Origin of the sequence: Mesorhizobium sp. M2A.F.Ca.ET.046.03.2.1 (assembly GCF_003952425.1) — a bacterium.
Classification (GTDB): domain Bacteria; phylum Pseudomonadota; class Alphaproteobacteria; order Rhizobiales; family Rhizobiaceae; genus Mesorhizobium.
Map to the genome: position 1 here is coordinate 240,301 of NZ_CP034449.1, position 21,868 is coordinate 262,168.

General features: G+C 62.8%; 21 protein-coding genes. 18 read left to right on the top strand and 3 right to left on the bottom strand.

What is annotated here, in order from left to right; translation table 11 throughout:
• Positions 1–470 precede the first annotated feature (470 nt).
• Both EJ072_RS01375 and EJ072_RS01380 read right to left on the bottom strand, forming a co-directional pair.
• Positions 471–2,186, bottom strand: coding sequence for a hypothetical protein (locus EJ072_RS01375; protein WP_126078250.1), 1,716 nt, complete (start codon positions 2,184–2,186; stop codon positions 471–473).
• A 119-nt stretch (positions 2,187–2,305) separates the two neighbouring features.
• Positions 2,306–2,584, bottom strand: a complete 279-nt coding sequence (locus EJ072_RS01380) for a hypothetical protein (RefSeq protein WP_126078251.1) — start codon at positions 2,582–2,584, stop codon at positions 2,306–2,308.
• 416 nt (positions 2,585–3,000) lie between these two features.
• On the opposite strand from EJ072_RS01380, the gene EJ072_RS01385 reads away from it, so the two are divergent.
• The 18 genes from EJ072_RS01385 (at position 3,001) to EJ072_RS01470 (ending at position 21,023) form a co-directional block, all read left to right on the top strand.
• Positions 3,001–5,004 (top strand): alkyl sulfatase dimerization domain-containing protein, encoded by a 2,004-nt coding sequence (locus tag EJ072_RS01385; RefSeq protein ID WP_126078252.1) that lies wholly within the window; start codon positions 3,001–3,003, stop codon positions 5,002–5,004.
• A 61-nt stretch (positions 5,005–5,065) separates the two neighbouring features.
• Positions 5,066–6,478 carry a DUF1254 domain-containing protein gene (locus EJ072_RS01390; protein WP_126078253.1) on the top strand — a complete coding sequence of 471 codons (1,413 nt, stop codon included), beginning with the start codon at positions 5,066–5,068 and terminating at the stop codon, positions 6,476–6,478.
• Between the two features lie 56 nt (positions 6,479–6,534).
• The gene (locus tag EJ072_RS01395; RefSeq protein ID WP_126083456.1) at positions 6,535–7,509 is read left to right on the top strand and encodes a DUF1254 domain-containing protein; all 975 of its coding nucleotides are present in this window, start codon (positions 6,535–6,537) and stop codon (positions 7,507–7,509) included.
• Positions 7,506–8,309, top strand: coding sequence for a transporter (locus EJ072_RS01400; RefSeq protein ID WP_245467153.1), 804 nt, complete (start codon positions 7,506–7,508; stop codon positions 8,307–8,309). The genes EJ072_RS01395 and EJ072_RS01400 overlap by 4 nt, the downstream gene beginning before the upstream one ends.
• Positions 8,310–8,338: 29 nt before the next feature.
• Positions 8,339–9,274 carry a transporter gene (locus EJ072_RS01405; protein WP_189343188.1) on the top strand — a complete coding sequence of 312 codons (936 nt, stop codon included), beginning with the start codon at positions 8,339–8,341 and terminating at the stop codon, positions 9,272–9,274.
• 44 nt (positions 9,275–9,318) lie between these two features.
• Entirely contained in the window at positions 9,319–9,462 is a 144-nt protein-coding gene (locus EJ072_RS35795) for a hypothetical protein (RefSeq protein ID WP_189343189.1), read from the top strand.
• 283 nt (positions 9,463–9,745) lie between these two features.
• A complete protein-coding gene (gene rpsF, locus EJ072_RS01410; protein ID WP_126078255.1) occupies positions 9,746–10,240 on the top strand; it encodes a 30S ribosomal protein S6 in 495 nt (164 codons plus the stop codon).
• Positions 10,240–10,488, top strand: coding sequence for a 30S ribosomal protein S18 (gene rpsR, locus EJ072_RS01415; protein ID WP_006203718.1), 249 nt, complete (start codon positions 10,240–10,242; stop codon positions 10,486–10,488). The genes rpsF and rpsR overlap by 1 nt, the downstream gene beginning before the upstream one ends.
• A 213-nt stretch (positions 10,489–10,701) precedes the next feature.
• Positions 10,702–11,286, top strand: a complete 585-nt coding sequence (gene rplI, locus EJ072_RS01420; RefSeq protein ID WP_126078256.1) for a 50S ribosomal protein L9 — start codon at positions 10,702–10,704, stop codon at positions 11,284–11,286.
• Positions 11,287–11,516: 230 nt separating this feature from the next.
• The gene (locus EJ072_RS01425) at positions 11,517–12,812 is read left to right on the top strand and encodes a cyclopropane-fatty-acyl-phospholipid synthase family protein (RefSeq protein ID WP_126078257.1); all 1,296 of its coding nucleotides are present in this window, start codon (positions 11,517–11,519) and stop codon (positions 12,810–12,812) included.
• Between the two features lie 67 nt (positions 12,813–12,879).
• Entirely contained in the window at positions 12,880–13,203 is a 324-nt protein-coding gene (locus EJ072_RS01430; RefSeq protein ID WP_126078258.1) for a YnfA family protein, read from the top strand.
• Positions 13,204–13,206: 3 nt separating this feature from the next.
• Entirely contained in the window at positions 13,207–14,172 is a 966-nt protein-coding gene (locus tag EJ072_RS01435) for a small ribosomal subunit Rsm22 family protein (RefSeq protein ID WP_126078259.1), read from the top strand.
• A gap of 199 nt (positions 14,173–14,371) precedes the next feature.
• On the top strand, positions 14,372–15,862 hold the full coding sequence (locus EJ072_RS01440) for a replicative DNA helicase (protein WP_041010739.1): 1,491 nt from the start codon (positions 14,372–14,374) through the stop codon (positions 15,860–15,862).
• A 222-nt stretch (positions 15,863–16,084) separates the two neighbouring features.
• A complete protein-coding gene (gene radA / locus EJ072_RS01450; protein WP_126078261.1) occupies positions 16,085–17,488 on the top strand; it encodes a DNA repair protein RadA in 1,404 nt (467 codons plus the stop codon).
• Between the two features lie 42 nt (positions 17,489–17,530).
• Positions 17,531–18,205: a CvpA family protein gene (locus tag EJ072_RS01455; protein ID WP_042637922.1), complete on the top strand. Its 675-nt coding sequence runs from the start codon at positions 17,531–17,533 to the stop codon at positions 18,203–18,205.
• A 114-nt stretch (positions 18,206–18,319) separates the two neighbouring features.
• On the top strand, positions 18,320–19,801 hold the full coding sequence (purF, locus tag EJ072_RS01460; RefSeq protein WP_042637921.1) for an amidophosphoribosyltransferase: 1,482 nt from the start codon (positions 18,320–18,322) through the stop codon (positions 19,799–19,801).
• 85 nt (positions 19,802–19,886) lie between these two features.
• Positions 19,887–20,630, top strand: a complete 744-nt coding sequence (locus tag EJ072_RS01465; RefSeq protein ID WP_126078262.1) for an SDR family NAD(P)-dependent oxidoreductase — start codon at positions 19,887–19,889, stop codon at positions 20,628–20,630.
• Between the two features lie 168 nt (positions 20,631–20,798).
• Complete coding sequence (locus EJ072_RS01470; RefSeq protein ID WP_040984608.1) at positions 20,799–21,023, top strand: hypothetical protein; 225 nt, start codon at positions 20,799–20,801, stop codon at positions 21,021–21,023.
• A 145-nt stretch (positions 21,024–21,168) separates the two neighbouring features.
• On the opposite strand, the gene EJ072_RS01475 is transcribed toward EJ072_RS01470, so the two are convergent.
• Complete coding sequence (locus tag EJ072_RS01475; protein ID WP_126078263.1) at positions 21,169–21,675, bottom strand: OsmC family protein; 507 nt, start codon at positions 21,673–21,675, stop codon at positions 21,169–21,171.
• Between the last annotated feature and the right edge of the window lie 193 nt (positions 21,676–21,868).

Here is a 21,868-nt window from a genome sequence, read left to right on the forward strand (position 1 = left end):
CAGATCAGGAGAAGGAGCCCGCGGCGCCACCGCCGCCACAGCGACTGTGACAATCGCCCCTAATGTTACGCCCGCGATTACAGCGCCAAAATAGGGGCGCCGAACCCACCTGCGCACGGGCCGCACCACCACGACAGGCCGTCTGACCACAGGCCGCCTGACAATGACTGTGCGACCGACCGGAGCGATTCTACGAAGCCTGACAAGTTCTTGGTCGGCGGCCTGCCAGGAGCGAATGTCGGGACTGACCGGGTTTGCGAACGAGCTGTCTATGCTGGCCATCGCCAGCAACGTCACAATTGCTGTTCTGATCTTCATTGCGTTCTCCTGATCATCTTTTCGGAAAGCAGGAAGGATCGGCACGAGCTGACTTATGAAAGCCGCCTCCGCACGCTAAAGTATTGGAGCCACAATTCTTGCCGTGGAGTACGTTACGGTTACGAAGCGAAGTCGCTGCAGCCTGAACCGTTTCAGTGCGACGCGCTTTGTTCGATGTCGAGACCGGCTTGGCGCAGGCCGATGGCCAATGCCTGGACCAATGCGGGATCTGTCTCGAGCCGAGCCATCATCGGGTAGAACGTCTTTTCGAACTCGGGCCATTTGGCGAGCAGGGCTGCAACGGCGAGCTTGCGTTCGTCCGCCGGCCCGACCTGTCCAAGCGCAGCGACCTTCAGCATCGCCGGTCCATAGGTCGTCTCGCGACCCGCCCGTTCAAGATGCTTCAGCGCGGCTGCAAAGTCCCCACGCAAATAGCAATCCAATGCGAAGGTGAGCTCAGCGTCCCTGTACACCGTGCCGTCCGCTGTGCTGGCGCGTCGAGCCAGCGCAAGCGCCTCATCGCGAGCGCCGGTGAAATAGAGAATCTCCGCCAGCCGAGCCGTGATGCCTCCCTGGTAAGGATTGATCTCCAACGCCTGCCGCCCGGCCGCGATGGCGAGATCTGCCCTGCCATAAAGAAATTCCAGCGTCATGCGGGCGTAAGCCACGTTGGCGGAATCGGGAGCTGCTGCTGCCGCTTCTCGAACCATCTGGAGCGCCTTGTCCAATGCAGGTGTCGGCTGATCGTAATTCTCCGATCGGACGAGCAGGAGCGCCAGAACGCCCTTCGCGTCGGCATAGGCCGGTTGGATTGAAATGGTTTGTTCAAGGCAGGATCTCGCATCCGCCAGCCCGGTGCCTTCGCTTGTTCGCATCGCCTGAAACGCGCGCAACACGCAGCCGTTTCCCAGCGTGGGCTCCTCCATCTCCTTCGCGAGCACGCGGCTGTTAATGACCCCGTTCCCGCCGGCAAGACGAAGCGAAAGCCGTCGAGCCAGTTCCTCGGCCGAGGCATCGTCCGAGAGCGAATTTGCAGGCGCCTCGGTTTCTCCGGTATCGACCGCTTCGCCCTTCTGCGCATCGATCACCTGCCACCAGATCGACCGGCCGGCGTCCTTTCCTCGCAGCCGGAGCAAAATTCGGTATTCGGGGGTCACCGCGGCGGTCTGTGTCGCCTGGGTGTAATCGTCGGCTAGAAGTCTCAGCGTCTGGAAACGCGACAATGCGACCAAAACCGCCTCGCGGACGTGCAAACTATCGTCGCGGTCGCCAGAAAACTCCACCGCGACTGCCGGACGCTGCGAAACCGGCGGCGGCAAAGCAGGCTTTGCGAAATACAACACTCCCAGGCCGAGCGACACCCCGCCAAGAAGACCGAGCGCGCTGAACATCCACCGCGCGCGCCATGTCGGATGCAGTCTGCTGCTCTCGCGCGCCGGCACAGGCTGGTTCGCGTTCGGCGGCGCCTCGTCTTCCGGTTCATCCGTTCCAAGGTTTCTTCGTTCGCGGAAGAAAACCGGAATGTAACGGCCCTTGGGCAGTTCCACTCGAATAGCATCGGCCGGCTTGTGTTCATAGTAGCGGACCAGCGCGGCGCGCAATCTGGTCGCCTCGATGCGCACAATCGGGTCCATCGTCGGGTCGAAGCTGGAGGGGCGGCCAAACACCTCCACGGCAATCGTGTAGGCCTTGATCGACGCTCCTCGCCCGGCGAACGTCTCTTCCGCCACAAAGGACAAGAAGTTGCGATTGCGCTCCGTGCAATGAAAATCCGCGTCCGCAAGAAGCTTTCTCAGCTCCTGCCGCGCCTCATCTTCCGATACTCCAGAGCCTGCCGACAGGATGCAGGAACCCTCTTCTCCTGCCATGGGGAGCCCTCTATTGCCAGATTTTCCCCACTACTGCGTCCCGACAGCATAATGGCATGTAACCGGGCGGATTCATAGAGGACTGACAGCATAGGTTAATGGAGGCCTCCCATTTGTGGTCAGGATTTCTGTGCGCGCGAGCGCTGGTAACATATCGACAGGATTTCGTTCTCGATTTCCTCGCACAGGGTCTGGTATTCATCTATCTGAGGTTGCAAAAATTCGGTTGGACGGGCGCGCAGTTTTTCCAGTGTGGCGCTTGCCTCTTCGTACGCGCCGCAAAGATTCAAGAGCTCGGCATCGGATGCCGTGAGGATTTGAAGCTGACCCCGCAACGCCGGCAGCCGCAACATCAGCTTTATCAGGCCGCGCCTGTTATAGACCGCGCTTTCCATCATCTATTGCAACCTGACACCTGCACCGCCACCAAGCATTGTTGCTGGCAGGCTTCGAGACAGCCAGTTCGTTACGGTTACAAAACCGGGAAGAGCAGGAATTGCGCCGGAGACAACTACTTTTGCGTGCCCCGCGAGTTTCTGCATGGCTTGAAATGTCCGAGAGCATTTACCGTAACGTACTTCGCGCATCCTTTGCCTATGCCAAATCTGTAACCGAGCACCGGCTTCGGCGGGACGCTGGCGCGAACGAGGAGCGCAGTTTCAAAATTCTACGCGAACATCAGGTAGTGCGGATGCGAAGCGGCTATCGCCCAGCACCGAAACCCCGAGGTCACTGGCGCCGAAGTCGAATGTTGCCGGCTGACGGGAAGCTAATAGGCGGCGAGGCCGTTTGACTGACAAGAAGGGACCCTTTCATGAGCAAGTTCGAACTCAACCGCCGCGACATGTTTGTGGGAGGGTCGGCGCTCGCCCTCATGGGATTCAGTTCAATGGCGCAGAGCGGCTCAGAGGCACTGGCCGCTTCGACGGGTACGGCAGCGAAGCCGGCGACACAGGCGACCAAGGCCGCCAATGAGGCGCTCAAAAAGTATCTGAACTTCGAAGATCGCGCGGATTTCGAGAACGCCACGCGCGGTCTCATCTCCAAGCCAGATAGGCTCATGATCAAAGACGCGAATGGCGGGATCGTCTGGGATCTGGAGACCTATAAGAAATTCATCGACATCGACAAGCCGGCTCCCGACACCGTGAATCCAAGCCTTTGGCGCAACGCGCAGCTCTGCATGCAATACGGCTTGTTCCGCGTCCATGACCGCATCGTCCAGGTCCGGGGTTTCGATCTCGCCAACGTCACCTTCGTCCAGGGGGACACGGGCTGGATCGTACTCGACACCGGCAGCAATCTGGAAACAGGCAAGGCCGCTTACGAGCTGGTCAGCCGGCATCTCGGCCAGCGCCCCGTGCTCGCGGTGGTCTACAGCCACAGCCACGGCGACCACTATGGCGGCGTGAGAGGGCTGGTGGACGAAGCCGATGTTGAGTCCGGCAAGGTGCAGATCCTGGCTCCCCAAACCTTCACCGAGCATGCCATCAGCGAGTTCGTGATCGCCGGCAACGCCATGGGCCGGCGTGGAATCTATATGTACGGCCCGCTACTGCCGCGCAGCCCACAGGGCGGCGTCAATGCCGGGTTGGGCCAGACGGTCGGTCATGGCAATTCGGGGCTTATCCTCCCGACCCGTGAGATCAAGCAAAGCGGCGAGGAAGTCACCATCGACGGCGTGAACATGGTTTTCCAACTGACGCCCGGAACCGAAGCGCCGGCAGAGATGAACACCTATTTCCCGCAGTTCCGAGCCATGTGGATGGCCGAGAACACTACAAACACCATGCACAACATCCTCACCTTGCGCGGCGCTCAGGTGCGCAACGCGCTAGAATGGGCGAAGTACATCAATGAGACGATTGAACTGTACGGCGATGGCACCGACGTAAAGTTCCAGGCGCACCACTGGCCTATGTGGGACAGCGAAAAAATCGTCGATTATTGGAAGAAGCAGCGCGACCTCTATAAGTTCATTCACGACCGCTCGGTCAACCTGATGAATAAGGGCTATACCGGCGTCGAAATCTCCAACATGATCAAGTTGCCGCCTGAGCTGGACAAGGCTTGGTACAATCGCGGGTACTACGGATCCCTCAAGCATAATTCCCGCGCGGTCTACCAGTTTTACATGGGCTTCTACGACGGCAATCCCACCACTCTCGACCAGCTTCCGCCTGAGGAGGCCGCCAAGAAATATGTTGACTATATGGGCGGACCGGCCGCGATCTTGACGAAGGCCAAGGCCGACTTTGACAACGGCGAGTACCGTTGGGTAGCGGAAGCTCTGAAGCACGTCATCTTCGCCGATGCCGGCAACGCTGCTGCCAAGGAGTTGCTGGCGGACGCTTACGAGCAGATGGGCTACCAGGCCGAGTCCGGCCCCTGGCGTTCCGTCTACCTGCAAGGTGCCTTGGAGCTGCGCCACGGCGTGCCAAATGCCGGCTCGATCGAGACCGCCGGGCCGGACACGATCAAGGCCATGCCCCCCGAAATGTCCTTCGATTATCTGGCTGTTCGGCTGGACAGCGACAAGGCGGCCGGCAAGAAGCTTGCCGTCACTATTGACTTCACCGACCTCAAGGAAGCCTACACGCTGACAATCGAGAATGGCGTCCTGAACCATTCGAGGAAGGTCGATCCAAAGGCCGACGCGAAGGTCTCGCTGACCAAAGCGGACTGGGACAAGATCCAGTCCAGTGAGAAGGCGGGGTTCCCGGACGAATTGAAGGTCGAAGGCAGGCGCGAAGCCCTGGCCGAGTTCGCCTCAATGATCGACACCTTCTCCTTCTGGTTCCCTATCGTGACGGCTTGAAGAGCCAACACACAAGTTTGGTGAGCGCAAGAATCTTACCAAAGGACGCGGGGAGGGAACAATGCTTAGATACAGTTTTGCAGCGCTGATTTTGCTCCTCACTCAATCGGGCGCGGTATCGCATGACTATACGCCAGGTCACCTGAACGAACGGCTCGCCCACAGTCGCGCTGTGGAAGCGATTGTCTGGGGCATGCCGGCGGTCAACTTCGATTTGATGCTGCAGGCGGCGATTAAAGCCGGTGCGAAGGAAAACCAGATCGTATTCTGGTCCCGGATTCCCGACTGGAAGAACCAGACGCTGACGCCCAACCCCAGCACGATCTACCTGATGCCTTTCGTCAATACCAAAGACGCGGGTCCGATGGTGCTCGAGATTCCGTCGGCTACGGGCGGCGAGATCACAGGAACCATCATGGATGCCTGGCAGGCGGCACTCGACGATGTCGGTCCGGCCGGCGTGGACAAGGGCAAGGGCGGCAAGTACCTCGTCCTGCCTCCCGGCTATAGTGAGCAGATCCCCGAGGGCTACATTCCGCTGCGGTCCGATACGAACATGGCCTACGCGCTCCTGCGTTCCAATGTGGGCAGCGGCAGCGAAGTGGATGTCGCCAAGGCGGTCGCCTACGCCAAGCAGATCAAGCTGCATCCGCTCTCGCAGGCGGCCAGCCCGCCGCAGACGACCTTCGTCGATGCGGTTGAAACGATCTACGACAGCACGATCCCCTACGACGTGCGCTTCTTCGAGTCCCTCGACCGTTTCGTCCAGCGTGAACCATGGCTCGACCGCGACAAAGCCATGATCGACCATCTGAGGTCTGTCGGCATCGAGCAGGGTAAGCCCTTCAAGCCCGGTCCTGAAACAAAGAAGGTACTCGGGCAAGCGGCCTCGGAGGCTCGGACTTTGATGGAGCAACGCTACGAGGCTCTTTTCACCCCGTCGTTCTACGAGGGAAGCCAGTGGGCTCTCCCTGTTCCACACGACCTCAGCGAAGGCTTGTCGGATCTGTTCAGCAAGCCTGGCGTCTACCCCGTGGACAATCGCGGCACCTTTTTCTCGTTCGCCTTCTCCAGCATCAAACACCTCGGCTCCGGCCAATTCTATCTCGTGACGATCCGAGACAAGAATGGAAAAGCCCTGGACGGCGGAAAGACTTACCGTCTGACTGTGCCGGCCAATGCCCCGGTCTCGCTCTATTGGTCGGGCACCGTTTACGATCGGGGCACCCACGGCCTGATACGCGATCAGAAATGGGCCAGCCGAGGTTCGAACACCCCCGGGCTTCAAGCCAATGCCGACGGTTCGGTAGATCTGTACTTCGGGCCGAAGCCCCCCTCCGGAAAGGAATCGAACTGGACCCCGACGCGATCCGGCGCCGGATGGGAGATCATCTTCCGGTTTTATGGCCCGAAGAAGCCACTATTCGACAAGACGTGGCAATTGCCGGACATCGAGAAGATAGCCGCCCGGTGAGCGTGGAGGAGAGCGCCATGAAAGCAATCATAGCCGCAGCGTTCGCGCTGTCCACAATGGGAGGAGTCGCATTCGCCGAGAGCACTGTGCCGGTGACAGTCGATAACTTCGTTCGCGCCGAGACGGACCTCTATTTCTCCAATTCCGTGAAGGGTGGCGGATTTGGTGGCTGGCATCACGTGCGGGACCTTCTGCCCATCGACCATCAGACCGTAATCCGCGGCAACCGGGACACTTTGTATTCCACGCGCGTCTTCGATCTCGACGCAGGGCCGGTGACCATAACGCTTCCCGATGCCGGGAAGCGTTTCATGTCGCTGCAGATCATCAGCGAGGATCAGTACACGACCACCGAGTATGGCGCCGGACCGCACACACTGGACAAGGCGAAAGTTGGTACCCGTTACGTCCTGGCGGGCGTTCGCACCTTGGTCGACCCCAATGATCCAAAGGACCTGGTTCGCGTCCATGCTCTGCAGGATGCGATCGAGGTCTCGCAGCCAGGCGGGCCGGGCAAGTTCGAGATTCCGAACTGGGACAAGGAAAGCCAGAAGAAAGTTCGCGAAGCCTTGCTCGTTCTTGCGAGCACCGTCACCGATACCCGCCGCGCCTTCGGCACGAAAGAAGAGGTGGACCCTGTCCAATATCTGATCGGCGCTGCTTCAGCATGGGGCGCCAACGCCCCGAAGGATGCGATTTATCTCAATGTGGTGCCGAAAAAGAACGATGGAAAAACCAACTACACTTTGAAGGTCAAGGATGTTCCCGTCGACGGGTTCTGGTCGATCAGCCTTTACGACGCGAAGGGCTACTATCAAAAGAACGCCATCAACGCCTACACGCTGAACGACATCACTGCCAAGGCCTATCAGGACGGGTCAGTCGCGATCCGGTTCGGCGGCTGCGATGGCAAGATCCCCAACTGCCTGCCGATCATGGAGGGCTGGAACTACATGGTGCGGCTCTATCGCCCGCGGGCCGAAATCCTCGACGGCAAATGGAAGTTCCCTGAGGCCGAGCCTGCGAAGTGAAGGAGCAGGCCGTGCGCTTACGTGCAACCGTCGTGGCAATGGCAGTTTTGTCAGTGTCGCCGGCCGTCTCCCAGGACACCGACGACCTGGCGAAGAAACTCGCGAATCCTGTCGCGAACATGGTCAGCGTGCCGATCCAGAGCAATTTTGATTTCGGTGCCGGCGCGAACGGCCATGGCTTCGCCTATACGGCCAATATCCAGCCGGTCATTCCCATTTCGCTGAACGACGACTGGCTGATCCTTTCGCGCACGGTCATCCCGATCGGCTATCGCGACTATTCTCCGGGCGGCGACGTGTTCGGCTTGGGTGACATCAATGCCAGTCTTTTCCTGTCGCCCAAGGCGCCCAATCCAAACGGCATCATCTGGGGCATCGGCCCGGTGTTTCTGTTGCCGACCGCCACCGATGATTTCCTGGGAACCGGCAAGTTCGGCCTCGGCCCAACCGGCGTTCTGGCCAAGCAGACGGGACCATGGACGATCGGCGTGCTCGGCAATCACATCTGGTCGGTGGCAGGTGATCATGACCGTGCCGATATCAGCCAGACATTTGTGCAACCCTTCGTATCCTATGGCCTCGGCCACGGCCGCACCCTCTCGTTGAACACCGAGGCCAGCTATGACTGGAAAAGCGACCAATGGACGGTGCCGATCAATCTCGGCATTTCGCAGGTGTTCAAGCTCGGGGATCAGGCGATGAGCATTCAGGTCGGCGCCAAATACTACGCCGAAGCGCCGCAGGGGGCACCGCAATGGGGCATACGAACCACGCTGACATTCCTGTTTCCGGAAAAATGAAGGGGACGCATATGAGATCCGCGACAATCATGCGCCTGATGGCAGGATGCCTCGGAGCCGCCGCGACATGCTTCAGCAGCGCCGGCAACGCGACGGAGGCCGCGGCCGGCCGCTACATACCCGGCATCACCGCCGGCCCCGGCATGGGCATCGTTCCTCCGACTTCCGGCGTCGGCTACTGGGCGATCTCGAACGCCTACTACCATGGCAAGGCGAGTGGCGAGATTCCGTTCGGCAACGACACCGTGGCTCTCGGTCTCAAAGCGGATATGTGGATCACCGCTCTTGCCGGCGTCTATGTACCCGAACTGCATCTTCCCGGAAACTGGACCTATGCGGTCCAGGGAGCCGTTCCTATCGCCTGGTCCCAGGCGGAGGCGTCTCTAGGTCCGATCGAGGCCGACGATCACTTGGCCGGCCTCGGCGACATTGCGGTCGCGCCGCTCGTGTTCGGCTGGCACAACGACGCCATGAACACTTTCGTCTCGACCTCGTTGACCGTCACCGCACCGACGGGCCTGTGGGACAAAGGGCGTCTGGTGTTCCTCGGGCTAAACTACTGGACGTTCACACCGGCTGTAGGCTTCACCCGCCTGTTCCCCGAACAGGGATTGGATTTTTCCGCGAAGTTCGGCGTCGACATCAACACCAGAAATGAAGACACAGACTATTACAGCGGCGCGATGGCGCATCTCGACCTCGCGCTGACAAAAAATATCACCAAGAATTTCTCGGTTGGGGCTATCGCCGGGTTCTTGTACCAGTTCCAGGATGACGACAGCACCTTCGCCGACGCTCACGACGGCTTCAAAGGCCGCTCGATCGCCATCGGACCTCTGGTGTCTTACAAGGCGGAGTTCGGAAAGACTGAGGTGAATCTTACTTTGCGGTGGGCGCACGAGTTGGAGGTCAAGAACCGAATGAAGGGCGATGCCGTCGTGTTCGACATCAGCGGGAAATTCTGACCAAAGCCAAAGCACCGCCTTCGAGCGGCTTCGCGATGCACGGGATGACCGTGCTTCCGGAATGCGTGCTGCCGCCCAACCGGCGCAGGCTTGGGGCCGATGAAGGCATGTACCGGATACAACCTTTTGGGGTGGTTAAAGCCCGATTACCGCAAGATCGGGTATTGGCTGCGCTGGCGTTTTTCTGAAGCCTGCGACACTCTGCGGTCATGCTGGCCCGTTCCCGCCCTTGCCTTCCCGCGAAATTGCTATATAGACGCGCCCAATCTGCCGGTCCTTGCTGGGGGCTGAACGGAGGGCCGTGGCTTTTCGAAGCCGCGACACGAAGCCAGAAGTGCTTTTAGCCTCCCGTGTCTCCGCTCTCGACCGTCTCGCGATGCTCCTTTCTTCCCCGTTTCGTCGGGTCAGACAAGTTGCAGAGGCTTAGCCGCGAGGGCCGGACAGAGAAACGAAGAAAGGCAGAAAGACATAATGGCTCTTTACGAACATGTGTTTCTTGCCCGGCAGGACCTGTCGCAGCAGCAGGTTGACGCGCTTGTCGAACAGTACAAGGGCGTCATCACCGCGAATGGCGGCTCGGTCGGCCGGATCGAGAACTGGGGACTGAAGTCCCTCACTTACCGGGTCAAGAAGAACCGGAAGGCTTACTACACGCTGATGGACATCACTTGCCCGCCGCCCGCGCTCAACGAGATGGAGCGCCAGATGGGCCTGTCGGAAGACGTCCTTCGCTTCCTCACCGTCAAGGTCGAGGCGCATGAGGAAGGCGCTTCGGCGATGATGCAGAAGCGCGAAGAGCGCTCCGAGCGCGGCGGCTTCGGCGACCGCGACCGTGGCGATCGTGGCCCGCGTTCCTTCGGCGACCGCGACCGCGGCGACCGTGGTCCGCGTTCGTTCGGCGACCGTGACGGCGGCGACCGTGGTCCGCGCCGTCCGCGCGAAAGCTCTGAAGGGGGTGCAGAATAATGGTCGACATCAACCAGATCCCGACCCGGCGCCCGTTCCATCGCCGCCGCAAGACCTGCCCGTTCTCCGGCGCCAATGCGCCCAAGATCGACTACAAGGACGTGCGTCTCCTGCAGCGCTACATTTCCGAGCGCGGCAAGATCGTGCCGTCGCGCATCACCGCCGTCAGCCAGAAGAAGCAGCGCGAACTCGCCAAGGCGATCAAGCGCGCCCGCTTCCTCGGCCTGCTGCCCTACGTGGTTCGCTGATATGTTCGACCGGGCGGCTTTGCCGCCCGGTCTTTTCACCGGCGCGGCGGGCGCGTCGGGTTGACCCTCAAATCCCGAGTTGGGGCGATTGCCTCTAACTGCCCAGACAGGCAGGACAGCGACAAAAGCGGCGAGGTCGCACCAAGCTTCCTGACCTGTTCCTATTCATTCAACGTCGATCGTTGATCGACGCCCAGACGAAGGAACGAAACCATGGAAGTCATTCTCCTCGAGCGCATTTCCCGCCTCGGCCAGATGGGCGAGACCGTGAAGGTCAAGGACGGGTTCGCCCGCAATTTCCTGCTCCCGCGGGGCAAGGCGCTGCGCGCCAACGAAGCCAACAAGAAGAAGTTCGAGGGCCAGCGCGCCCAGCTCGAAGCCCGCAACCTGGAGCGCAAGTCCGAGGCCTCCAAGATCGCCGAGACGCTCGACGGCAAGAGCTTCATCGTCGTGCGCTCGGCCGGCGAGACCGGCCAGCTCTACGGCTCGGTGTCGACCCGCGATATCGCCGATCTGCTCACCGCGGAAGGCTTCACCGTCAACCGCAACCAGATCGAGCTCAACCAGCCGATCAAGACCATCGGCCTCTCCAACGTGGCGATCGCGCTGCATCCGGAAGTCGAGGTCACCGTGACGCTCAACGTCGCCCGTTCGGCCGACGAGGCGGAGCGCCAGGCCAAGGGCGAGACGCTGACCACCGCCGAAGCCATCTATGGCGAGGACATCAACGACAACGCCCGGCCGGAGAATTTCTTCGACCCGAACGCCGAATTCGAAGGCGGCGAAGAGAACGCCTGATCACTGCATTTCCGAAGCATCGCTTCGGCTCGCAGACGTCCAGGATTTCTGGACCAACGCCCGGGTCTCAGACCCGGGCTTTTTTGTGCCAAAAGGAACTTTTCGACACCCCATATCTTGTGCACATTACAGCGTAGCGCGTCGATTGGACGCGGGCGATGCGCTGTGGCATCTTCGCTTAGGCATTCCAGTCTGATTACCGGGTGATCCGACTGAGGGGACATTTGGTCATGAACATCCTGTTGAAACACGTTCTCGAACGCCTGGTGCGGGTCGGCGACCTCAAGGTGACTGGGCCGAAAGGCACGACGCACAAGTTCGGCGACGGCAGCGGCGAGCCGGTGCATATCCACATCAAGACGTCGCATGCCGAGCGCGCCATCACCTTCGATCCGATGCTGGCGGTGCCCGAGGCCTATATGGACGGCGAATTGGACGTGCTGGAGGGTGGCATTCTCGGGCTGATGCGCATCGCGTTCCAGAACATGGGATCGAGCGGCATCGACGTGTCCTGGTCGAAGGCGATCGAGGGTCTGCGCCATGCCTTCCGCCGGCTGCAGCAGATCAACACCGCCGCGCGCTCGCGCCGCAATGTGCAGCGCCACTACGACCTGTCGGGCGAGCTCTACAAGCTCTTCCTCGACGAGGACATGCAGTATTCCTGCGCCTATTTCGAGCAGCCAGACATGACGCTGGACGAGGCGCAGCTTGCCAAGAAGCGCCACATCGCCGCCAAGCTGCGGCTCAAGGCTGGCCAGACGGTGCTCGACATCGGCTCCGGCTGGGGCGGGCTCGGCCTCTATCTCGCCAAGATCTTCGACGTCGACGTGCAGGGCGTCACGCTGTCCACCGAGCAGCATGGCGTCGCCACCGACCGCGCGCATGCGCAAGGCCTGCAGGACCGCGTGCATTTCGAGCTCAAGGACTATCGGCACATCAACGAGCGCTTCGACCGCATCGTCTCGGTCGGCATGTTCGAGCATGTCGGCGTCAACCATTACCGAACCTTCTTCGACAAGACCGCGACGCTGCTCAAGCCAGACGGCGTGATGCTGCTCCACACGATCGGCCGTTCCGGCGTGCCGTGGGCGACCAGCGCCTTCGTCCGCAAATACATTTTCCCGGGCGGTTACATCCCGGCGATGTCGGAGGTGATGCCGGCGATCGAGAAGTCGGGCCTGGTGGTGACGGACATAGAAATCCTGCGGCTGCACTATGCCGACACGCTGAAGCATTGGGGCGCCCGCTTCGCCGCCAACCGCGACAAGGCGAAGGCGATCTATGACGAGCGCTTCTGTCGGATGTGGGAGTTCTATCTCGCCGCCTCGGAGGCCGCCTTCCGCTGGCAGGACCTGGTGATCTTCCAGTTCCAGCTCGCCAAGAAGAACGACACCCTGCCGGTGACCCGCGACTATATCGCCAAGTGCGAGAAGGCGTTGGAGTTGCGCGACCACGGCCATCCGGAGCCGGAAGCGCCTGCCGCCCGGCCGGCCAAGCCGACGCGCAGGCGCAAGGCGGTGGAGTAGGCACGCATTGCCGCTTGCCATTGCGCGGTGACGCTATGAAAAAGGTCTCGTTCGCGAGACCTTTTTCATGACCTATCTCATCTGTATCGCCGCAGCGCTTGCCGAGATCGCCGGCTGCTTCTCGTTCTGGGCGTGGTGGCGGCTGGAGAAGTCGCCGCTCTGGCTTCTCCCCGGCCTCGTCTCGCTCGCGCTGTTCGCCTTCCTGCTTTCGCTGGTCGAGACAGATGCGGCCGGCCGCGCCTATGCCGCCTATGGCGGCATCTACGTTGCGGCTTCGCTTGGCTGGCTGTGGCTGGTCGAAGGCTTGCGTCCCGACCGCTGGGACCTGGGCGGCGCGGCGATCTGCATCGTCGGCGCCTCCGTCATCCTGCTTGCGCCGCGCGGGGCTTGAGCGATGGAGCTTCCTGCCCCGCTCCGGCAAGGCGTTGACAGCCTGCTCGAGAAAGTGCCGCTGCCGGCGCTGAGGCAGGCGGCAAGGACGCTGTCCGAACGCTACCGCGCTGAGCTGCGCGACGGCCGCCTGCATATGGGCGAGGAGATGGCGGTCAAGGCCTATCTGGCGACGCGGCTGCCCGCCACCTATGCCGCGGTGCGCGCCAGCCTCGATGCGCTTGCCGATGCGCGACCGGATTTCCAACCCAAGACCCTGCTCGACATCGGCGCCGGGCCTGGCACGATGCTTTGGGCCACGGCAGACGCCTGGCCGGAGCTGGGACAGGCGATGCTGGTCGAGGCAAGCGCCGCGGTGCGCAAGGTCGGGCAGTCGCTTGCAGCCGGCACGATCGCCGCCCGCACCGAATGGGTCGCCGGCGATGCCACCATCGATCTCGACAGCCTCAAGCCCGCCGACCTCGTCAGCATCGCCTATGTGCTCGACGAAGTCGCGCCGGCCTCGCTGCCGAAGCTCGTCGATCGCCTTTGGCAGCTGACCGCCGACACGCTGCTCGTCGTCGAGCCAGGCACGCCCGCCGGCTGGCAGCGCATCCTTGCCGCGCGACAGCAACTGATTGCCGCCGGCGCGCATATGCTGGCGCCCTGCCCGCACGCTGCACCCTGCCCGCTCACGCCGCCCGACTGGTGCCATTTTTCGCGCCGCGTCGCCCGCTCGCGCATGCATCGTCTGGTCAAGGAGGCCGAGGTGCCGTGGGAGGACGAGAAGTTCATCTATCTCGCCGCCTCCCGGCAGCCGGCGCCGGCGCGCGCCGCGCGGGTGCTGGCGCCGCCGAAAGGCGGCTCCGGCAAGGTGGTGCTGAAACTCTGCCAGCCGGACGGCAGCGCCGGCGAGCAACTGTTCAGCAAGCGCGACGGCGACGTCTTCAAGACGGCCCGGCGCGCGGACTGGGGCGACACGCTGCGATAGGAATTTTCTTGTTTTGTTCTCGTTCGAAGCGTTATCTTCACCCTCTTCGATTCGAGTCAATGACGATTCTTTCCACCAGAAAATTTTGGCTGTGAATCGCGAGTATCAAGGTCAGTCAGAATCGTACTGTTGCAGAAAGGTCAGCATCGAATCTTCCGGTTCTGGTATCGAGGAAGGCGGGATCGAAATCGGGGACATTATGGCAGAGGCGGCACTGAAATTCGGCGCGGCGGAAACGCCGCTTTATCGTGAGGCACCGAACAACATTGAGGCCGAGCAGGCGCTGCTCGGCGCTATTCTCGTCAATAATGACGCCTTCTACCGGGTCTCGGATTTCCTCAAGCCGGCGCATTTCTACGAGCCGCTGCATCGCCGCATCTTCGAGGTCGCGTCCGAGCTGATCCGCATGGGCAAGATCGCGACGCCGATCACGCTCAAGACCTTCCTGCCGGCCGACGAGAAGGTCGGCGACATGACGGTGGCGCAATATGTGGTGCGGCTTGCGGTCGAAGCGGTCACCGTCGTCAACGCCACCGACTATGGCCGCGCTATCTACGACCTCGCCACGCGCCGCGCGCTGATCACCGTCGGCGAGGACATGGTCAACATCGCCTATGACGCGCCGGTCGACATGTCGCCGTCCGAGCAGATCGAGGACGCCGAGCGGCGGCTGTTCGAGCTCGCCGAAACCGGCCGCTATGACGGCGGCTTCGAGAGCTTCAACGACGCGGTCAAGACCGCCGTCGACATGGCCAACGCAGCCTATATGCGCGATGGCCACCTGTCCGGCATCTCGACCGGTCTGCGCGACCTCGACCGCCGCATGGGCGGCCTGCAGCCTTCCGACCTGATCGTGCTGGCCGGACGCCCGGGCATGGGCAAGACCTCCTTGGCCACCAACATCGCCTTCAACATCGCCGAGGCTTACGTCCCGGCGCAGCAGGCCGACGGGACCTTCAAGGCCGCCAATGGCGGCGTCGTCGGCTTCTTCTCGCTGGAAATGTCGTCGGAGCAGCTCGCCACCCGCATCATCTCAGAGCAGACCGAGATTTCTTCGTCGAAGATCCGCCGCGGCGAGATCACCGAGATGGATTTCGAAAAGCTCGTCGCCTGCTCGCAGACGATGCAGAAGATCCCGCTGTTCATCGACCAGACCGGCGGTATCTCGATCGCCCAGCTGTCGGCTCGGGCGCGGCGGCTGAAGCGCCAGCGCGGCCTCGACCTCATCGTCATCGACTATATCCAGCTGATGCAGGGATCCTCCGCCCGCGCGTCGCAGAACCGCGTGCAGGAAATCACCGAGATCACCACGGGCTTGAAGGCCTTGGCCAAGGAGCTCGGCGTACCGATCATCGCGCTGTCGCAGCTGTCGCGTCAGGTCGAAAGCCGCGACGACAAGCGCCCGCAACTCTCGGACCTGCGCGAATCCGGCTCGATCGAGCAGGACGCCGACGTGGTGCTGTTCGTCTATCGCGAGGAGTACTACCTCAAGAACCGCGAGCCGAAGCTCGGCACCGAGGAATACGTCAAGTGGGAAAACGAGATGAACGAGGCGCGCGGCAAGGCCGAGTGCATCGTGGCCAAGCAGCGCCACGGACCGACCGGCACCGTCAGCCTCGCCTTCCATGGCGAATTCACGCGGTTCTCCGATCTGGCCGAGGAGCATCATCTGCCGGAGAGGTTCGAGTAGCGTTTTGGGAAACGTCTCACTCCGTCGCCCCCCTCTCTGTCCTGCCGGACATCTCCCCCTCAAGGGGGGAGATTGGATGTCGCGTCGGCTTTCGCCAATCGCCAACGTTGCAGGATGGGCATCATTGGCGGAACTGCTGATCTACCCCCTAGAGAGGGAGATGTCCGGCAGGACAGAGGGGGGCGCTGTCCCGTCAGCCCATCCAATATCGGGCCGCGTCTGATGGCCAAATCGCGCGTTCAGTTCATCTGCCAGAATTGCGGCTCGGTGCATCAGCGCTGGGCGGGCAAATGCGACGCCTGCGGCGAGTGGAACACGCTGGTCGAGGAAGGCACCGCCGGCGGCATCGGATCGGGGCCGGCCAACACGCGCAACGCGCGAAAAGGCCGCGCCGTGGTGCTGACCAGCCTCGCCGGCGACATCGAGGATGCGCCGCGCATCGTTTCGGGCATCAGCGAGCTAGACCGCGCCACCGGCGGCGGTTTTGTCCGCGGCTCGGCGCTGCTGGTCGGCGGCGACCCGGGCATCGGCAAGTCGACGCTTTTGACGCAAGCGGCGGCGGCGCTCGCCTCGAAGGGCCACCGCATCGTCTATGTTTCGGGCGAGGAAGCCGTCGCGCAGATCAGGCTGCGCGCCCAGCGGCTCGGCGTCGCCTCGACGCCGGTCGAGCTCGCAGCCGAAACCAATGTCGAGGACATTCTGGCGACCATCGCCGACGGCAAGCGGCCGGACCTCGTCATCCTCGATTCCATCCAGACGCTGTGGACCGACCTTGCCGATTCGGCGCCGGGCACCGTGACCCAGGTGCGCGCCGCCGCTCAAGCCATGATCCGCTATGCGAAATCCACGGGTGCTGCGATCGTGCTCGTCGGCCATGTCACCAAGGAGGGCCAGATCGCCGGCCCGCGCGTCGTCGAGCACATGGTCGACGGCGTGCTTTACTTCGAAGGCGAAGGCAACCATCACTTCCGCATCCTGCGCACGGTGAAGAACCGCTTTGGGCCAACCGACGAGATCGGCGTCTTCGAAATGTCGGATAAGGGCCTGCGCGAGGTTTCCAATCCGTCCGAGCTTTTCCTCGGCGAACGCCACGCGAAATCCCCGGGCGCCGCGGTTTTCGCAGGCATGGAGGGCACGCGGCCGGTGCTGGTCGAGATCCAGGCGCTGGTCGCTCCCTCCTCGCTCGGCACGCCGCGCCGCGCCGTCGTCGGCTGGGATGGGGCGCGGCTGTCGATGGTGCTCGCCGTGCTCGAGGCGCATTGCGGCGTGCGCTTCGGCCAGCACGACGTCTATCTCAACGTCGCCGGCGGCTACCGGATCTCGGAGCCGGGGGCCGATCTGGCGGTCGCCGCGGCGCTGGTTTCGTCGCTCACCGGTCTTGCCCTTCCCGCCGATTGCGTCTATTTCGGCGAAATCAGCCTATCGGGCGCCGTGAGGCCGGTTGCGCATGCGCAGCAGCGCCTCAAGGAAGCCGAAAAGCTGGGCTTTGGAAGCGCGGTGCTGCCGCTCGGCAGCGAGGAAGTTGCCGGGGGGATCGGGGCCGGCGCGTTCCAGCCCACCGAGCTTGCCGACCTTGTGGCGCGAATAGCCGGCTCACGGCGCAGCCGTGCCGACGACGATGAGTGACGCGGCTCGTCGGGCCGTAAGACAGGAAGTGGGGCGAGGACCATGCCGATTACGCTGCTTGACGGAATTCTCGTCGGCTTCACCCTGGTTTCAGCAATGCTCGCCATGGTGCGCGGCTTCTCCCGCGAAGTGCTGTCGGTGGTTTCCTGGGCAGCGGCGGCGGCAGCGGCGTTCTTCTTCTACAAGCCGGTCCTGCCCTACGTTCAGCCCTATATCGACAACGACAAGATCGCGATGGCGGCTTCCGCGGGCATCGTCTTCCTGATCGCGCTGATCGTCGTCTCCGTCATCACGATGAAGCTTGCCGACTGGATCATCGATTCGCGTATCGGCGCGCTCGACCGTACGCTCGGCTTCCTCTATGGCGCGGCGCGCGGCATCCTGGTGGTCGCGGTGGCGCTCCTGTTCTTCAACTGGCTTGCCGGCGCCAAGGCGCCCGCCTGGATCGCCAACGCCAAGTCGCGGCCGTTGCTCGAGACGATCGGCGCCAAGCTCGAGAGCGTGCTGCCGGAAAACACCGAGGAACTGGTCAACAAATACACGCATAAGGGCACGCCGCAGGCTGGCGCGCCGGCCACGACCGACCAGCCCGCGGCCGAGCCGCCGGCCGGCGACGACAACGCGCCGGCGCCCGACGACAGCGAGGGCGAGGCGCCTGCCGATAACGAGCCAGCTCCGGCGCCCGCCCCTGCTCCCGCTCCAGCGCCGGCAAACTGAAATCCAGGCCAGCCATAGCGCTGGCCTGAGGCAATTTGTGAATGCCTGACGAGGTGCGTTGCGTTCCGCGAGAGATCGCCCTATATGGCGGCTTTAGCGGAGCTTGAGCACCAGATGGCAGACTCAACGGCAGATGCAGGCAATGTCCTTTCCGCCGAGGCCGACGATCATTTCCACGACGAATGCGGCGTGTTCGGCATCTTCGGCCGGCAGGACGCGGCGGCCATCGTCACACTCGGCCTGCACGCCCTGCAGCATCGCGGCCAGGAAGCGGCAGGCATCGTCTCCTATGACGGCACCCAGTTCCATGTCGAGCGCCATGTCGGCCTGATCGGCGACACCTTCACCAAGCAGCGCGTCATCGACAGCTTGCAGGGTAATCGCGCCATCGGCCATACGCGCTATGCCACCACCGGCGGCGCCGGGCTGCGCAACATCCAGCCCTTCTTCGCCGAGCTTGCGGAGGGCGGTCTTGCCGTCGCCCACAACGGCAACCTCACCAACGCGCTCACCGTGCAGCGCGCTCTGCAGAAGCAGGGCTCGATCTTCTCGTCGACCTCCGACACCGAGACGCTGCTGCACTTGGTCGCGACCAGCAAGGAGCGCGATCTGAATTCGCGCTTCATCGAAGCGGTGCGCCAGGTGGAGGGCGCCTTCTCACTGGTGGCGATGACGGCCAAGAAGATGATCGGCTGCCGCGACCCGCTCGGCATCCGCCCGCTGGTGCTGGGCGACCTCGACGGCGCCTGGATCCTGGCATCAGAGACCTGCGCGCTTGACATCATCGGCGCCCGCTTCGTGCGCGACATCAAGCCCGGCGAGATGGTGGTCATCACCTCCAAGGGGATCGAGAGCATCTTCCCGTTCGAGCCGCAGAAGACGCGCTTCTGCATCTTCGAATATGTCTATTTCGCGCGGCCGGATTCCTCGGTCGAGGGCCGCAACGTCTATGAGGTGCGCAAGCGCATCGGCGCGGAACTGGCGCAGGAAAACCCGGTCGAGGCCGACATCGTCGTGCCGGTGCCGGATTCCGGCACGCCGGCCGCAATCGGCTTCTCCCAGGCCGCCGGCATTCCCTTCGAGCTCGGCATCATCCGCAACCACTATGTCGGGCGCACCTTCATCCAGCCTGGCGATTCGATCCGCCACATGGGCGTTAAGCTGAAGCACAACGCCAACCGCCGCATGATCGAGGGCAAGCGCGTGGTGCTGGTCGACGATTCGATAGTGCGCGGCACCACCAGCCAGAAGATCGTGCAGATGGTGCGCGATGCCGGCGCGAAGGAAGTGCATATGCGCATCGCCTCGCCGCCGACCAGCGCATCCTGCTTCTACGGCGTCGACACGCCGGAGAAGTCGAAGCTGCTCGCATCGCGCATGTCGGTCGAGGAGATGGCCGAGTTCATCCGCGTCGATTCGCTCGGTTTCCTGTCGATCGATGGACTCTACCGCGCCGTCGGCGAGGCGCGCCGCGACAACGACCAGCCGCAATTCTGCGACGCCTGCTTCACGGGACAGTACCCCACCCGCCTGCTCGACTTCGAAGGCCACGACAATGTGCGCACGCTGTCGCTGCTGGCGTCGAGCGGGTCGTAGGCCGCGGTATCTGTTTTGACGCAATTCCGGACGGAAAACCGTCAGACACTTTTCCTGGAATTGCTTTAGCCCACGGAATTCTCGCATGACCCTCGACCTTTCCGGCCGCGTGGCGGTCGTCACCGGCGCCTCGCGCGGCATCGGCTATTTCATCGCCAGGGAACTGGCGGCAGCCGGCGCGCATGTCATCGCGGTGGCGCGCACGGTGGGCGGGCTGGAACAGCTCGACGACCAGATCAAGGCTGATGGGCGCGGACAGGCGACGCTGGTGCCGCTCGACCTCACCGACATGGCAGGCATCGACCGGCTGGGCGGCGCCATCCATGAGCGCTGGGGCAAGCTCGACATCCTTGTCGCCAATGCCGCCGTGCTCGGCGTCATTTCGCCGATCGGCCATGTCGAGGCCAAGACCTTCGAGAAGGTGATGACCATCAACGTCACCGCGACGTGGCGATTGATCCGCTCGGTCGACCCTCTGCTCAGGCTTTCCGATGCCGGCCGCGCCATCATCATGTCCGCCAACTCCGCCCATTCGGCGCGTGCCTTCTGGGCGCCCTACGCGGCGTCCAAGGCGGCGGTGGAGACGATGATGCGCTCTTGGGCGCATGAGACCGAGAGCCTGCCGCTCAGGGTCAACGCCGCCGATCCCGGCGCCACCCGCACCGCGATGCGCGCGCAGGCGATGCCCGGCGAGGATCCGGAGACGCTGCCGCATCCGTCCGAGATCGCCAAGCGCATCGTGCCGCTGGCAAGCCCGGAACTGAAGGAGACGGGCCTGATCTTCCAGGCCAAGCACAACCGCTTCGTCGCCTACCAGCAACCGGAATAATTCGAGTTCAAAGCGCGTCGCGGCCGATCGAGCCCGCCTGGCGAAGGCCCTCTTCACAGGTCTGTGACCGGGGCGGTGGAAGCGTGTGCCACCGCCCAGCTTTCGCCGTGCCGGGGGAGTTGCTAGAGTCCCTGCGACTCCGACATTCAAGCAAAGCGAGGAATTCCCATGGCTGCCACTCCCAGCGTAGCGTTGGTCTGGTATCTGGTGATCGCCGGCCCGCAAGGCGGCATGGTGGTGCTGCCCAGCACCTTCGACACCCGCGAGCAGTGCACAAACGCCATCACCGAATATCAGAAGCAGCCGACGCCGCAGGGCTGGGCCGTGCAATGCGTGCCGAGCGCCTCGCCGTTTACGGATGAAGGGGACGCGGAGGAGCCTTCGGCCCAGTAGGCAACACTCCCCCTCACCCAGCCTCCGCTTCACTCGGCTGACCTCTCCCCGCTGGGGAGAGGAGGCTGTCAGCGCCGGTGCCAATCTCTTCTCCCCACCGGGGAGAAGGTGGCCGCGTAGCGGCCGGATGAGGGGGCGTCGCGCTTCAACGCCCCGCGCTTACGCTCAGCGCCGGCTTGTTGTTGATCGTCTGGAACACCGCGCAGTAGCGCTCGGTGAGCTTCATCAGAGAATCGATGCGCTCTTGCGGCTCGTCGGTGTCGAGGTCGAATTTCAGCCTTATCTCGCGAAAGCCGACTGGCGCATCGCGAGCGACGCCGAGCGTGCCGCGAAAATCGAGGTCGCCCTCGGCATCGACGCTGGCGTTGCCGAGCTTGAATTCCAGCGCGGTGGCCACAGCCTTCAGCGTCACGCCCGCGCAGGCGACCAGCGCCTCCAGCAGCATGTCGCCAGAACATAGCTCCAGGCCCGAGCCGCCGGTGGCTGGATGAAGGCCGGCGACGGCAAGCGCCCTGCCCGTCTCCACCTTGCAGGCGATCGACTGATCGTCCAGCGTGCCGCGCGCTCTCAGCGTGATCAGTGCCTTGGCAGCGTCGTCGCGATAGGCTTCCTTCAGCGGCGCCTGCATGGCCTTGAGTGCGGTGGCGTCCATGGTGCTGTCCTTTTCGATAAGTCTCCGAGCTTGATCGCACTGTTATGCTGGCGGGACAGCGCCCTCCTCTGTCCTGCCGGCCATCTCCCCCACTTGGGCCCACTTGGGGAGATTGGCGGCTTCTCCGGCGGCGCCCTTTCGTCAACGTCGGAGATTGGCGAAGGCCGACGCGACATCTGATCTCCCCCTCGTG